Here is a 13,036-nt window from a genome sequence, read left to right on the forward strand (position 1 = left end):
GAGTACTATCCGTTGCCATGAACACAGCGGACCTTGGGCTGCCGGTGGATGTTCCCTCTACGGCGCTCTTCACGGACCAGTACGAACTGACGATGCTCCAGGCTGCCCTGAAAGCGGGCACGGCCGAACGGCGCAGCGTGTTCGAGGTCTTCACCCGGCGGTTGCCGGACGGCCGGCGCTACGGCGTCGTCGCGGGCACCGGGCGGGTCCTGGACGCCGTCGAGAACCTGCGCTTCGACGCGGACGTCATCGGCTTCCTGCGGGAGCGGAACATCGTCGACGAGGAGACCCTCGACCGGCTCGCCGGATACCGCTTCTCGGGTGACATCTGGGGCTACCCGGAGGGCGAGGTCTACTTCCCGGGCTCGCCCATCATGCGGGTCGAGGGCTCCTTCGCCGAGTGCGTGCTCCTCGAGACCGTGATCCTCTCCATCCTCAACCACGACTCCGCGATCGCGGCCGCCGCCTCCCGGATGTCCTCCGCCGCGGGCGAGCGCCCCCTGATCGAGATGGGCGCCCGCCGCACCCACGAACTGGCCGCGGTCGCCGCCGCCCGCGCCGCCTACATCGGCGGCTTCGCCACCACCTCCGACCTGGCCGCCGGCTTCCGCTACGGCATCCCCACCGTGGGCACCAGCGCCCACGCCTTCACCCTCCTGCACGACAGCGAGCGGGACGCCTTCCAGGCCCAGGTCGACTCGCTCGGCCGGGGCACCACCCTGCTCGTGGACACCTACGACGTCGCCGAGGCCGTCCGGACGGCCGTCGAGATCGCCGGGCCCGAGCTCGGCGCGGTCCGCATCGACTCCGGCGACCTGCTCCTCGTGGCCCACCGGGTGCGCCAGCAGCTCGACGAGCTCGGCGCGACGAACACCCGGATCGTCGTCACCTCCGACCTCGACGAGTACGCCATCGCCTCGCTGGCCGCGGCCCCCGTCGACGCGTACGGCGTCGGCACCCAGCTGGTGACCGGCTCCGGGCACCCGACCTGCTCGATGGTCTACAAACTGGTCGCCCGCGCCGGATCCGCCGACCCGCGGGAACCTCTGGTGCCGGTGGCGAAGAAGTCCTCCGGCGGCAAGACCTCCATCGGCGGCCGCAAGTGGGCGGCGCGCCGGCCCGACGCGTACGGGGTGGCCGAGGCCGAGGTCGTCGGCACCGGGGCCGTCCCCGCCGGACTGGCCGACCACCAGCTGCTCGTCCAGCTGGTCAAGGGCGGCGAGGTCGTCGGCCGCGAGCCCCTGGACGCCGTCCGCGACCGCCACGCCGCGGCCCGCGCCGGCCTGCCCCTCTCCGCGAACCAGCTGTCGCGCGGGGAACCCGTCATTCCCACGGAGTATGTACAGGGCCTGTCGGGTAACTAGGGCGTGTGCCCGGCGCACACCGGGCGACGCCCCCTCCCGCGGGGCCGACAAAGTCTCTAGGCTCAATTACTTCACCCTCAGTCGAAGGACACCGACCATGCGCCGCGCCTTGATCGTCGTAGACGTGCAGAACGACTTCTGCGAGGGAGGCAGCCTCGCGGTGACCGGTGGCGCCGATGTGGCCGCCGCCATCACCGAGCTGATCGGGCAGGCGCCCGCCGGATACCGGCACGTGGTGGCCACCCGCGACCACCACATCGCGCCCGGCGGCCACTTCGCCGACAACCCCGACTACGTGCACTCCTGGCCCGCGCACTGCGTGGCGGGCACGGAGGGCGTCGGCTTCCACCCCAACTTCGCGCCCGCCGTCGCCTCCGGCGCCGTCGACGCCGTGTTCGACAAGGGCGCCTACGCGGCCGCGTACAGCGGCTTCGAGGGCGCCGACGAGAACGGCGCCAGGCTGGGCGACTGGCTGCGGGACCGCCAGATCGACGAGGTGGACGTCGTCGGCATCGCGACCGACCACTGCGTGCGCGCCACCGCCCTGGACGCGGCCCGAGAGGGCTTCCGCACCCAGGTCCTGCTCGACCTCACCGCCGGCGTGGCCAAGGAGAGCACCGACCGGGCCCTGGAGGAACTGCGCGCGGCCGGCGTGGAACTGACGGGGAAGCCGGTCGTCTAGGACAGGCCCCGGTCCCGGCGCCGCCCGCCGGTTACCGTTTCCGCAAGGTGTACGCACAACTCGCCCCAACGGAGATGGTGTTGACGCAACGCTCGCACGTACGGCGGCCCACGCTCGAAGACGTCGCCCGCCGGTCGGGAGTCTCGAAGTCGACCGTGTCCCGCGTGATCAACGGGGAGGCCCGGGTACGGGCCGAGGTCGTCGACCGGGTCCGCCAGGTGATCTCCGAGCTGGGATACGTCCCCAACCAAGGGGCCAGGCAACTCGTCACGCACCGCACGAACGCCGTCGCCGTCGTCGCCGCCCAGCCCGAGAACCGGCTCTTCATCGACCCCTTCTTCGACCTCCTCCTGCGCGGTGTCCGCCGCGAACTCGCGCTCCACGGCGCCCAGGCCGTCCTGCTGTTCCTGGAGGAGCCCGACGACTACCCGCGCGTCGCCGACTACCTCGGCGGCGGCCATGTCGACGGCGCGATCCTGTTCTCCCTGCGCCCCGGCGACCGGCTGGCCGAGATCATCGACCGGCTCGGCCTCCCGGCCGTGTTCGGCGGCCGCCCGCTGCTGCGCGACGGCGACCCGGTACGGCCCGGCCAGGCCCATGTCGACGGCGACAACCGGGGCGGCGCCCGGCTGGCCGTCCAGCACCTGGTATCCCTCGGGCGCCGGCGGATCGCGACCGTCGCCGGGCCCTACGACCAGGAGAACTCCGCCGCCGACCGGCTCGCCGGGTACCGGGACGTCCTGCCCGGCGCCGGGACGCCGCACCTCGTCGAGCGGGCCGACTACACCCGGCAGGGCGGCGCCGACGCCATGGCCGCGCTGCTGGACCGCCACCCCGACCTCGACGCCGTGTTCGTCGCCTCCGACCTCATGGCCTCCGGCGCCCTCCAGACCCTGCGGGAGCGCGGCCGCAGGGTCCCCGAGGACGTGGCCGTCGTCGGCTTCGACGACCTCACCTCCATCGCCGAGACGACCGACCCGCCGCTCACCACCGTCCACCAGGACATCGAGGAGATGGGCCGGCTGATGGCCCGGCTGCTGCTCGCCCGGGAAGACGCGCCGGACATGGCACCGGACGGCTCACCGGACGGGACCTCCGTGATCGTCCCCACCCGCCTGGTACGCCGCGCGTCGGCCTGACGCAGCGGTGACATCTCACTCCCCGGCCCCATACCGTCCGCGATGTGGGATCACATTCCGGAAGCCGGACCGGGAATCGATACGATGAGCCCATGGTTCTGAACGACGTGAGCGAGAAGACGCCGGGCGCACTGCTCGTGGCGCGGCTGCACGTCGACCTGTGCAGGCTCGCCAGCGCCATCTGTTGACGTCCCACCCGCCGCCGTACGGCCGAGAGCCGATGGGGGTACCGCCCGTGCCGGCGCAGCCGAGCGTGGGGGAGCCACCCGCACGAACCCGCGCCGCCCACACCTTCCGACAGGAGCCCTGAGCCATGGCCATCGAGGTCCGCATCCCCACCATCCTCCGCCAGTACACCGACGGTCAGAAGGCGGTGGAGGGTACCGGTGACACCCTCGCCGGCCTGTTCACCGACCTCGAGACCCGGCACGCGGGCATCCACGCCCGGATCGTGGACGACGGAAAGCTGCGCCGCTTCGTCAACGTGTACCTGAACGACGAGGACGTCCGCTTCGTCGACGGCATCGACACCAAGCTGACCGACGGCGACACCGTGACCATCCTGCCGGCCGTGGCCGGCGGCATGGCCTGATCGGCCGCCGACCTCCATGCGTTACGACTCCCCGCTGGCCGCGGTGGGCAACACCCCTCTGGTGCGCCTGCCGCGGCTCTCGCCGTCCGCCGACGTCCGCATCTGGGCGAAGCTCGAGGACCGCAACCCCACCGGCTCGGTCAAGGACCGCCCCGCCCTGCACATGGTCGAGCAGGCGGAGAAGGACGGCCGCCTCACCCCCGGCTGCACCATCCTGGAACCGACGAGCGGCAACACCGGCATCTCCCTCGCCATGGCGGCCCGGCTCAAGGGCTACCGCATGGTCTGCGTGATGCCCGAGAACACCTCCCAGGAGCGCCGGGAACTGCTCGCCATGTGGGGCGCCGAGATCGTCCCCTCCCCGGCCGCGGGCGGCTCCAACACCGCGGTCCGCGTCGCCAAGGAGCTCGCCGCCGAACACCCCGACTGGGTGATGCTCTACCAGTACGGCAACCCCGACAACGCCGGCGCCCACTACGCCACCACCGGTCCCGAGATCCTCGCGGACCTCCCGTCCATCACCCACTTCGTCGCCGGTCTCGGCACGACGGGCACGCTGATGGGCGTCGGCCGGTTCCTCCGCGAGAACAAGCCGGACGTGAAGATCGTCGCCGCCGAGCCGCGCTACGACGACCTGGTCTACGGCCTGCGCAACCTCGACGAGGGCTTCGTACCCGAGCTGTACGACGCCTCCGTCCTCACCACCCGCTTCTCGGTCGGCTCGGCGGACGCCGTGACCCGCACCCGGGAACTCCTCCAGCAGGAGGGCATCTTCGCGGGCGTCTCCACCGGAGCCGCCCTGCACGCGGCGATCGGCGTCGGCATGAAGGCGCTGAAGGCGGGGGAGAGCGCCGACATCGCGTTCGTCGTGGCGGACGGCGGCTGGAAGTACCTGTCGACGGGCGTCTACACCGCGGCGACCACGGAGGAAGCGATCGAGACGCTCCAGGGCCAGCTCTGGGCGTAGGGTTTCAGGTAGCCAGGTGACGGACCTGGTCCCACAGGACCGGGTCCACCACACCCACCCTGCGCCGGAAGTCGCTCATCCGGATCTGGCGCAACTCGTCCGTCTCCAGGAAACTCGGCCGCCCCTGCGCGTCCCCCACGGCACCCGGCGGCAGCGGGATCACACCGGCCCGCTCGTCGTGGTACTTGCTGGTGATCTTCGCGACGGTGGCGCGGTCACCGCGCACCATGAGCACCAGACACGGCCGGTCCTTCACCCCCGGGCCGTCCTCGAAGGGCACGTCCGCCCACCAGATCTCCGCGGGCTTCGGACGGTCGGCGACGCCGCGGCCCCGGGTCGACCGGCCTGAAGGCCGGCCCGTCTGCCGGCCGGTCTTCCGACCCGTCGCCCGGCCCGGCGGCCGGGTCCCGCGCCGCTTCGGCCGCCGCCCCCGCCCCCAGCCGTCCACGAGCGTCGCGACCAGCGCGAGCAGTATCACCGCCGCGAGCGCGAGCCACCAGGACGTGTCCATACGACGACGTTACCGGCGCGTGAGCGCCCTCGCGCGCCCCGTCCCCACTTCACATGCCCCCGGTCCAGCCGAACCGGTGACACCACAGGTGAGTTCGCCCACAACGGCCCCTGGCGGAGGAGCGACCCGGGGTTTTGCGCCTTACGCTCGACGCACCGCAAGACCCCCGTCGCCCCATTTAACGATCATTCGTTCCACGATCCGTCCCCCGGACCTCACCCGGTACTTCTCGGTTTCCCGCCAGCGGAGGTTTCGCCTTCATGAAGCTCACCGTCGTCGGCTGCTCGGGGTCGTTCCCGTCCGCGGAATCGGCCTGCTCGAGCTACCTCCTCGAGGCCGACGGCTTCCGGCTGCTTCTCGACATGGGCAACGGCGCCCTGGGCGAGTTGCAGCGCCACTGCGGTCTCTACGACCTCGACGCGATCTTCCTGAGCCATCTGCACGCCGACCACTGCATCGACATGTGCGCCTACTTCGTCGCGCGCTACTACCGGCACGACGGCGGCCGCTGCGACCCCATCCCCGTCTACGGCCCGGAGGGCACGGAGCACCGCCTGACCACGGCCTACGCCGACACCCCGTCGGCCTCCTCGATGAGCGAGGTCTTCGACTTCCACACGGTCAAGCCGTCCACCTTCGACATCGGCCCGTTCACCGTGCACACGGAACGCGTGGCGCACCCGGTGGAGGCGTACGGCATCCGCGTCGAACACAACGGCAGGTCGCTGACCTACTCCGGCGACACCGGCATCAGCCCCGCGCTGGAGGAACTCGCCCGCGACACGGACCTCTTCCTGTGCGAGGCCGCCTTCACGCACGGCAAGGAGAGCATCCCCGACCTGCACCTCAACGGCCGCGAAGCCGGTGAGACGGCGAGCAGGGCGGGCGCGAGAAAGCTCGTACTGACCCACATCCCGCCGTGGACGGACCCCCGGGTCAACCTGGCGGACGCCCGCGCGGTGTTCGACGGCCCGGTGGAACTGGCCGCGCCGAGGCAGACGTACGAGATCTAGACCCCAGGGCATGCGAAAGGCCCCCGGAGCGGTTCAGGGCTCCGGGGGCCTTCGCGTGCGTACCGGCGGGCGGCTACGCCTTGGTGAGGTCCTCGACCTCCTCCTCGGGCTCACGGCCCGGGGTGGGAAGGTTGAACTTCGTGATCGCGAAGCGGAAGACGACGTAGTAGATCGCGCCGAACACCAGGCCGATCGGGATGATCAGCCAGGGCTTGGTGGCCAGGTTCCAGTTCAGTGCGTAGTCGATGAAGCCCGCGGAGAAGGTGAAGCCCGCGTGGACGCCGAGGGCCCAGGTGATCGCCATGGACAGCGCTGTCAGCACCGCGTGGATCGCGTAGAGCAGCGGTGCGATGAACATGAACGAGAACTCGATGGGCTCGGTGACACCGGTGACGAAGGAGGTCAGCGCGAGCGAGATCATCATGCCCAGCACGGCCTTGCGGCGCTCGGGGCGGGCGGTGTGCGCGATGGCCAGGGCGGCGGCCGGCAGACCGAACATCATGATCGGGAAGAAGCCGGACATGAACTGCCCGGCGGTCGGGTCACCGGCGAAGAAGCGGGTCAGGTCGCCGTGCACGACGGCACCGGTGGCGTCCTTGAAGTCGCCGATCTGGAACCAGGCGACCGAGTTCACGAACTGGTGCATGCCGACCGGGATCAGCGCGCGGTTGATCAGACCGAACAGGCCCGCGCCGAAGGCGCCCAGACCCGTCATCCACTCGCCGAAGTCCGAGATGACCTCACCGATCGGCTCCCAGACCAGGCCGAAGAAGACACCTATGAGCGTGCCGACGAACGCCATGATGATCGGCACCAGACGGCGGCCGTTGAAGAAGCCGAGCCAGTCCACCAGCTTCGTGCGGTGGAACCGCTGCCAGATCACCGCGCCCAGCAGACCCATCACGATGCCACCGAGGACACCGGGGTTGTTGTAGGTCGCGGCTATGTCCGCACCCGCCTGGACCTTGGCTTCGGAGACCGGGAACGCCTTCAGGACGTTGGCGTAGACCAGGAAGCCGACCAGCGCGGCCAGCGCCGTGGAGCCGTCCGACTTCTTGGCGAAGCCGATGGCGACACCGATACAGAACAGCATCGGCAGGTTGTCGAAGATGGCACCGCCGGCCGTCGCGAAGACCGCCGTGACCTTGTCGGGCAGATTCAGCTTCTCCTGGACGTCCGACTGCCCGAGCCGCAGCAGCAGGCCCGCCGCCGGCAGCACAGCGATCGGGAGCTGAAGGCTGCGGCCGACCTTCTGGAGCCCCTGCAGAAGGCCGGATCCCCATCTCTTCTGGGGGGCCGCCGTGGGCGCGGTGGCGGTGCTCATAGACTTCCTCCATCGGGTGGTGGTCTACACCACTCAGTGGTGTAGACCATGTTGTAGCACGATGAAGGTGGCATAAGGAACCCACGATTCCCGTAATCGTGGTATTATGTTCAGCTACGCCCGGCGGTGCCTCGGCCGAGTCCCCGGCCGCACCCCCGAACCGGCCCCCGGCTAGGCCTTGGTGACGTCCTCCCGCTCCTCCTCCGGCTCCCGTCCGGGGGTCGACAGGTCGAACTTCGTGATCGCGAAACGGAAGATCGCGTAGTAGACGGCGGCGAAGCACAGACCGATCGGGACGATCGCCCACGGCCGCGTCGCCAGGTTCCAGTTGATGACGTAGTCGATGAGCCCGGCGGAGAAACTGAAACCGTCGTGCACGCCCAGCCCCCACGTCACCGCCATCGACGCCCCCGTCAGCACCGCGTGCACCGCGTACAGCAGGGGGGCGACGAACAGGAACGAGTACTCGATCGGCTCGGTGATGCCCGTGACGAACGACGTCAGCGCCACCGACAGCATCAGACCGCCGACCTCCTTGCGGCGGGACGGCCTCGCACAGTGCGTGATGGCGAGCGCCGCCGCGGGCAGCGCGAACATCATGATCGGGAAGAAACCGGAGGTGAACTGACCGGCGTCCGGGTCGCCCGCCAGGAACATGTTGATGTCGCCGTGCACCACCGTGCCGTCCGGCTTCGTGAAACTGCCGAACTGGAACCAGATGGGCACGTTCAGGAACTGGTGCAGACCGATCACCAGCAACGCCCGGTTCGCGACGCCGAAGATGCCCGCACCCCACGCGTCCAGCCCGTCGAGCCAGTCGCTGAAGCTCTCCAGGGCATCGCCGATCGGCGGCCAGACCCACAGGCACAACGCGGCGAACGCGATCGCGACGAACGCCATGATGATCGGCACCAGACGGCGGCCGTTGAAGAAGCCGAGCCAGTCCACCAGCTTCGTACGGTGGTACCGCTGCCAGAAGAACGCCGTCAGCAACCCCATGACGATCCCGCCGAACACTCCCGGATTCTGGTACGCGAACGCCCCCACCGTGTTGTCCGTCGCCTGGCACCCGATGTTCGGGATCACCTTCGAACCCGGCCCGCAGTCCTCCGGGAACTGCCGCAACACGTTGTAGTAGACGAGGAATCCGGCCACCGCCGCCAGCGCCGTCGAACCGTCCGACTTCTTCGCCATGCCGATGGCCACACCGATGCAGAACAGCAGGGGCAGCCCGAGGGTGCTGTCGAGCAGCGCGGCGCCCGCACCCGCCATCACCTTCGCCACGTTCGTCCAGCCGAGCCCGTCGTCCCCGAACACATCAGGCTGGCCGAGCCTGTTGAGGATGCCCGCGGCCGGCAGCACGGCGATCGGCAGCTGAAGACTGCGTCCCATCTTCTGGAGGCCCTGGAACGCGGTGTGCCAGCGCCGGCGTGCGGGGCTGATCTTCGTCTCGGCGCTCTCGGCACTCATCGTTTGGCGACCGCCTGTCAGGTGGTGTAGACCAGCTACGGACGATTGGGTTGCTGCGACGTCATCACTGACGTCATCCTTCGGTACACCCGACACAATCGCTCGCGAAGTTGGGCCAACTGTGGGTTACTGCGACAAAGCGGTTCACATCGCGGTTCGCATCAGGGAATTCAGGGAGACGGAACATGGCCACCAAGGCTGAGAAGATCGTCGCCGGACTCGGCGGCCTCGACAACATCGAAGAGATCGAAGGCTGCATCACCCGGCTGCGGACCGAGGTCAACGACGCCTCGCTCGTCGACGAAGCCGCCCTGAAGGCCGCCGGTGCCCACGGCGTCGTCAAGATGGGCACCGCCATCCAGGTCGTCATCGGCACCGACGCCGACCCCATCGCCGCGGAGATCGAGGACATGATGTGAGCCGACGCGCTCACACCTGAGGGCTCACCGCCGAGCACTCACTCCTGAGGGGCTCCTCCCACCACCGTGGGAGGGGCCCCTTCCGCGGGTACGGCTAGGCTCAGCGCCATGTCTCGAATCGACGGCCGCACCCCCGAACAGCTCCGCCCCGTCACCATCGAACGTGGCTGGAGCAAGCACGCCGAGGGCTCCGTCCTCGTCTCCTTCGGCGACACGAAGGTCTTCTGCACCGCCTCCGTCACCGAAGGCGTCCCCCGCTGGCGCAAGGGCAGCGGCGAGGGCTGGGTCACCGCGGAGTACTCCATGCTCCCCCGTGCCACCAACACCCGCGGCGACCGCGAGTCCGTCCGCGGCAAGATCGGCGGCCGCACCCACGAGATCTCCCGCCTCATCGGCCGCTCCCTGCGCGCGGTCATCGACTACAAGGCGCTGGGCGAGAACACCATCGTCCTCGACTGCGACGTCCTCCAGGCCGACGGCGGCACGCGCACCGCGGCCATCACCGGCGCGTACGTCGCGCTGGCGGACGCCATCACGTGGGCCCAGGGCCGCAAGCTCATCAAGGCCGGCCGCCGGCCCCTCACCGGCACGGTGAGCGCGGTCTCGGTCGGCATCGTGGGAGGAGTGCCCCTGCTGGACCTCCGCTACGAGGAAGACGTCCGCGCCGAGACCGACATGAACGTCGTCTGCACCGGCGACGGCCGCTTCGTCGAGGTCCAGGGCACCGCCGAGGCCGAGCCGTTCGCCCGCGATGAGCTCAACTCCCTTCTGGACCTTGCCGTTCTGGGCTGCACGGAACTGACTGTCCTACAGCGCACGGCACTTGATACGGTCCTCGAAAAGTAAAGGGAACACCAAGAGGAGCGGCGGGCGCGAGCAACCGGTCCGCCCGCCGAGGCGTCTTGGCCAGTACACCAACGGGGGCCCCTTGGGCCTGGCAAGGGGAGGAACACACTTATGTCCACGGCCGCGAGCCCACGCCCACAGTGGCGTCGCCGTACCGTCATAGTCACCGCCGCGGCGGCCGTCGCCCTCACCGTGGGACTGACGGCGACCGGCTGCGACGCAGTCAACAAGGCCCTGGACTGCGTCCAGACCGCCGACTCCATCGCCGACAGCGTCACCGACCTCCAGCAGGCCGTGGAGAACGCCGCGAACGACCCCACGCAGACGCAGGAGTCGCTGACCTCCATCGAGAACAACCTCGACAAGATAGGCGACAAGACGGACAACGCCGACGTCAACAAGGCGGTCGACGACCTCCAGAGCGCCGTCGCCAACGTCCGCACCGCCGTCGAGAACGGCGACAACACCCCCGACCTGAGCCCGGTCACGGACGCGGCGGGCGAACTGACGAAGGTCTGCACCCCGTAGCACCCGAGATGCGGGAGCACTGGGGATACTGGGCGCATGACCCGCCTGATCCTCGCCACCCGCAACGCCGGAAAGATCACCGAACTGAGGTCGATCCTCGCCGACGCAGGCCTGCCCCACGACCTCGTCGGCGCGGACGCCTACCCCGACATCCCCGACGTCAGGGAAACCGGCGTCACCTTCGCCGAGAACGCGCTCCTGAAGGCCCACGCCCTCGCGCAGGCGACGGGCTTCCCGGCCGTCGCCGACGACTCGGGCCTCTGCGTCGACGTGCTGAACGGCGCCCCGGGCATCTTCTCCGCCCGCTGGGCGGGCAAACACGGCGACGACCAGGCCAACCTGGACCTGCTCCTGGCCCAGCTCTCGGACATGGCCGACGAACACCGGGGCGCCCACTTCGCCTGCGCCGCGGCCCTGGCCCTGCCGGACGGCACGGAACGCGTCGTCGAGGGCCGCCTCACCGGCACCCTCCGCCACACCCCGGCCGGCACCAACGGCTTCGGCTACGACCCGGTCCTCCAGCCCGACGGCGAGACCCGCACCTGCGCGGAACTGACGCCGGCGGAGAAGAACGCGATCAGCCACCGCGGCAAGGCGTTCCGGGGACTGGTGCCGGTGGTGCGGGAGTTGCTGGGCTGAGCCAACGATCCAGGCCCCGCACCTTCGAATCGAAGGTGCGGGGCCTGTTTCTCTTGTACGCCCGGTCGGATTCGAACCGACAGACACAACTACCTAAAAGTTGCCGCTCAGCCCTTGGCGTACGGGCGCCAGTGCTGCGGCCTACTTTACTGGGCTAGGTCGTTCTGCGTCCGCCCCCTCTGCACCAGGTGTCGGTGACGGCGTGGCAGTTCGGACACAGCAACCGCAGGTTCTCCCGCCGGTCGTCGCTCCAGTCCCCGCTGATGTGATCGACCTCCAGGGTCATGGGCTTGCCGAGCCACTCGGGGCCCGTGCCGCAGCTCGCGCAAGCCTCGAGTACGCCGACCTCGTGCAGCGCTCGGCGAAGCAGGCGGGTCCTGGTCCGGCGCTTGCCGTCGTGCTGAACGAGGATCTCGGCAGGCCGCCTCGACATGTCCGGCCGAGTCTTGCCCCGCTGGTGGGCTTGCCCCAAGAAATGCGCGGTTTCGAGAGCTTCCTCGGCGATCCATTGACGCAAAAGCGCGCGTTGCCCGCCGTTGTCCGGGCGTTCCAGACGGCGTAGAGCCTCGGCGATGGACAGGGACTCGCTGACAGTTGCTCGCAACACACCGCGTGTGGGGCGGATCCGCCTGCCGGAGCCGTCGAAGTGCGAGATGTCGATGCCGAAGTGAGCGAACCGCCGGGTGAGGTAGCGATTGAGCTGGGCGTACGGTCTGGTGCCGAAGAAGGCGATGACCTCTTCGATGTTCGAGCACTGCGCGGAGGCCTCCGCCAATCGCTCTCGGGTGTATCGCGTGCCGCTGGTCATGAGGTGCGACCCTTGCCGCGACCTCGGTAATTGTCCGTCGTCGAGTGGCAGTTGGGGCACAGGAAGCGCAGGTTCTCGATTCGGTTGTCTCGCCGGTTGCCGTCGATGTGGTCCACCTCCAGCGGTAGCGGACGCCCTTGCCATACCGTGCCGACCTGGCACAGGGCACACTGCTCCGAGATGCCCGAGGCTGTCATCGCCCACCTGAGGCGGTCGCTCTGGATGCGTCGAGCGCCGGTCGGAGGTTGCTCGACGAGCAGCGTTCCCGGCGTCCGAGGGCGCCGTGCTGCACCCCGCCGGGTCTGCCCCTGAAAATGCGACGTGTCGATCCCGTACGCCTTGATGCGGTGGCTGATGTGAGTGTGGTGCCCGCCGACGATCTCCAGGCCGAGATGCCGCAACACCTCGCTCATGTTCGCCGAGGCGGCCACCGCCGACTCCAGGATCTCCCGCGTCCACTTCACCCCCTCCCGCTCGAAGTGCGACGTATCCACCCCGAGCTTGCGCATCCGCTCCCGGATATAGCGCCGCGTCGAACTTCCCGGCTCCACCCCCAGCCTTCGCAACACCTCCGTCAGCGTCCGAGCCCCCCGGGCCGCCTCCTCCAGTCGTTCCCTGGTGTAAGCGCTCGCGCCCATCCGAACCCCCTCCGTCTCCGACCACCCGTTCGTGGTCTCGTACGGAGTAACGAACCGTTTATCGGACAGTCACGCCCGAAATGTAGAAGCGGCCCG

General features: G+C 69.5%; 16 protein-coding genes and 1 tRNA gene. 11 read left to right on the forward strand and 6 right to left on the reverse strand.

The genetic code is table 11. From position 1 onward, the window contains the following. The first annotated feature begins 17 nt into the window (after nucleotides 1-17). The 6 genes from ABT070_RS26530 (at nucleotide 18) to ABT070_RS26555 (ending at nucleotide 4,744) form a co-directional block, all read left to right on the forward strand. Entirely contained in the window at nucleotides 18-1,364 is a 1,347-nt protein-coding gene (locus ABT070_RS26530) for a nicotinate phosphoribosyltransferase (protein WP_351764364.1), read from the forward strand. Nucleotides 1,365-1,461: 97 nt separating this feature from the next. Then, entirely contained in the window at nucleotides 1,462-2,046 is a 585-nt protein-coding gene (locus ABT070_RS26535; protein WP_351764365.1) for a nicotinamidase, read from the forward strand. 74 nt (nucleotides 2,047-2,120) lie between these two features. Next, complete coding sequence (locus tag ABT070_RS26540; RefSeq protein WP_351764366.1) at nucleotides 2,121-3,185, forward strand: LacI family DNA-binding transcriptional regulator; 1,065 nt, start codon at nucleotides 2,121-2,123, stop codon at nucleotides 3,183-3,185. Nucleotides 3,186-3,277: 92 nt separating this feature from the next. Further along, a complete protein-coding gene (locus ABT070_RS26545) occupies nucleotides 3,278-3,373 on the forward strand; it encodes a putative leader peptide (protein ID WP_020132206.1) in 96 nt (31 codons plus the stop codon). A 125-nt stretch (nucleotides 3,374-3,498) separates the two neighbouring features. Continuing rightward, a complete protein-coding gene (locus tag ABT070_RS26550) occupies nucleotides 3,499-3,777 on the forward strand; it encodes a MoaD/ThiS family protein (protein ID WP_351764367.1) in 279 nt (92 codons plus the stop codon). A gap of 16 nt (nucleotides 3,778-3,793) precedes the next feature. Continuing rightward, nucleotides 3,794-4,744: a PLP-dependent cysteine synthase family protein gene (locus ABT070_RS26555; protein WP_351764368.1), complete on the forward strand. Its 951-nt coding sequence runs from the start codon at nucleotides 3,794-3,796 to the stop codon at nucleotides 4,742-4,744. Nucleotides 4,745-4,748: 4 nt separating this feature from the next. On the opposite strand, the gene ABT070_RS26560 is transcribed toward ABT070_RS26555, so the two are convergent. Then, nucleotides 4,749-5,255 (reverse strand): type II toxin-antitoxin system PemK/MazF family toxin, encoded by a 507-nt coding sequence (locus ABT070_RS26560; protein WP_351764369.1) that lies wholly within the window; start codon nucleotides 5,253-5,255, stop codon nucleotides 4,749-4,751. A 260-nt stretch (nucleotides 5,256-5,515) separates the two neighbouring features. Here ABT070_RS26560 and ABT070_RS26565 point away from each other — a divergent pair, with 260 nt between their 5' ends. Further along, a complete protein-coding gene (locus tag ABT070_RS26565; RefSeq protein ID WP_351764370.1) occupies nucleotides 5,516-6,268 on the forward strand; it encodes an MBL fold metallo-hydrolase in 753 nt (250 codons plus the stop codon). A 73-nt stretch (nucleotides 6,269-6,341) separates the two neighbouring features. On the opposite strand, the gene ABT070_RS26570 is transcribed toward ABT070_RS26565, so the two are convergent. Together ABT070_RS26570 and ABT070_RS26575 are read right to left on the reverse strand one after the other, a co-directional pair. Next, on the reverse strand, nucleotides 6,342-7,592 hold the full coding sequence (locus ABT070_RS26570; RefSeq protein ID WP_351764371.1) for a PTS transporter subunit EIIC: 1,251 nt from the start codon (nucleotides 7,590-7,592) through the stop codon (nucleotides 6,342-6,344). Nucleotides 7,593-7,763: 171 nt separating this feature from the next. Further along, nucleotides 7,764-9,062 carry a PTS transporter subunit EIIC gene (locus ABT070_RS26575; RefSeq protein WP_351764372.1) on the reverse strand — a complete coding sequence of 433 codons (1,299 nt, stop codon included), beginning with the start codon at nucleotides 9,060-9,062 and terminating at the stop codon, nucleotides 7,764-7,766. A 185-nt stretch (nucleotides 9,063-9,247) separates the two neighbouring features. Between ABT070_RS26575 and ABT070_RS26580 the strand changes: the two genes are divergently transcribed. The 4 genes from ABT070_RS26580 (at nucleotide 9,248) to rdgB (ending at nucleotide 11,494) form a co-directional block, all read left to right on the forward strand. Next, complete coding sequence (locus tag ABT070_RS26580; RefSeq protein WP_020132213.1) at nucleotides 9,248-9,481, forward strand: PTS sugar transporter subunit IIB; 234 nt, start codon at nucleotides 9,248-9,250, stop codon at nucleotides 9,479-9,481. Nucleotides 9,482-9,589: 108 nt separating this feature from the next. Further along, entirely contained in the window at nucleotides 9,590-10,327 is a 738-nt protein-coding gene (rph, locus tag ABT070_RS26585; RefSeq protein WP_351764373.1) for a ribonuclease PH, read from the forward strand. Nucleotides 10,328-10,438: 111 nt separating this feature from the next. Beyond that, entirely contained in the window at nucleotides 10,439-10,855 is a 417-nt protein-coding gene (locus tag ABT070_RS26590) for a hypothetical protein (protein WP_351764374.1), read from the forward strand. Nucleotides 10,856-10,891: 36 nt separating this feature from the next. Next, the gene (gene rdgB, locus ABT070_RS26595) at nucleotides 10,892-11,494 is read left to right on the forward strand and encodes an RdgB/HAM1 family non-canonical purine NTP pyrophosphatase (protein ID WP_351764375.1); all 603 of its coding nucleotides are present in this window, start codon (nucleotides 10,892-10,894) and stop codon (nucleotides 11,492-11,494) included. 56 nt (nucleotides 11,495-11,550) lie between these two features. On the opposite strand, the gene ABT070_RS26600 is transcribed toward rdgB, so the two are convergent. The 3 genes from ABT070_RS26600 to ABT070_RS26610 all read right to left on the reverse strand — a co-directional run bounded on the left by ABT070_RS26600 (nucleotide 11,551) and on the right by ABT070_RS26610 (nucleotide 12,940). Further along, nucleotides 11,551-11,623 (reverse strand) — tRNA-Leu (locus ABT070_RS26600). A gap of 25 nt (nucleotides 11,624-11,648) precedes the next feature. Further along, nucleotides 11,649-12,302: an HNH endonuclease gene (locus ABT070_RS26605; RefSeq protein ID WP_351764376.1), complete on the reverse strand. Its 654-nt coding sequence runs from the start codon at nucleotides 12,300-12,302 to the stop codon at nucleotides 11,649-11,651. After that, on the reverse strand, nucleotides 12,299-12,940 hold the full coding sequence (locus tag ABT070_RS26610) for an HNH endonuclease signature motif containing protein (RefSeq protein ID WP_351764377.1): 642 nt from the start codon (nucleotides 12,938-12,940) through the stop codon (nucleotides 12,299-12,301). The genes ABT070_RS26605 and ABT070_RS26610 overlap by 4 nt, the downstream gene beginning before the upstream one ends. Nucleotides 12,941-13,036: the final 96 nt, after the last annotated feature.

This window comes from Streptomyces sp. NPDC002884, assembly GCF_040295245.1.
Taxonomy (GTDB): Bacteria; Actinomycetota; Actinomycetes; order Streptomycetales; family Streptomycetaceae; genus Streptomyces.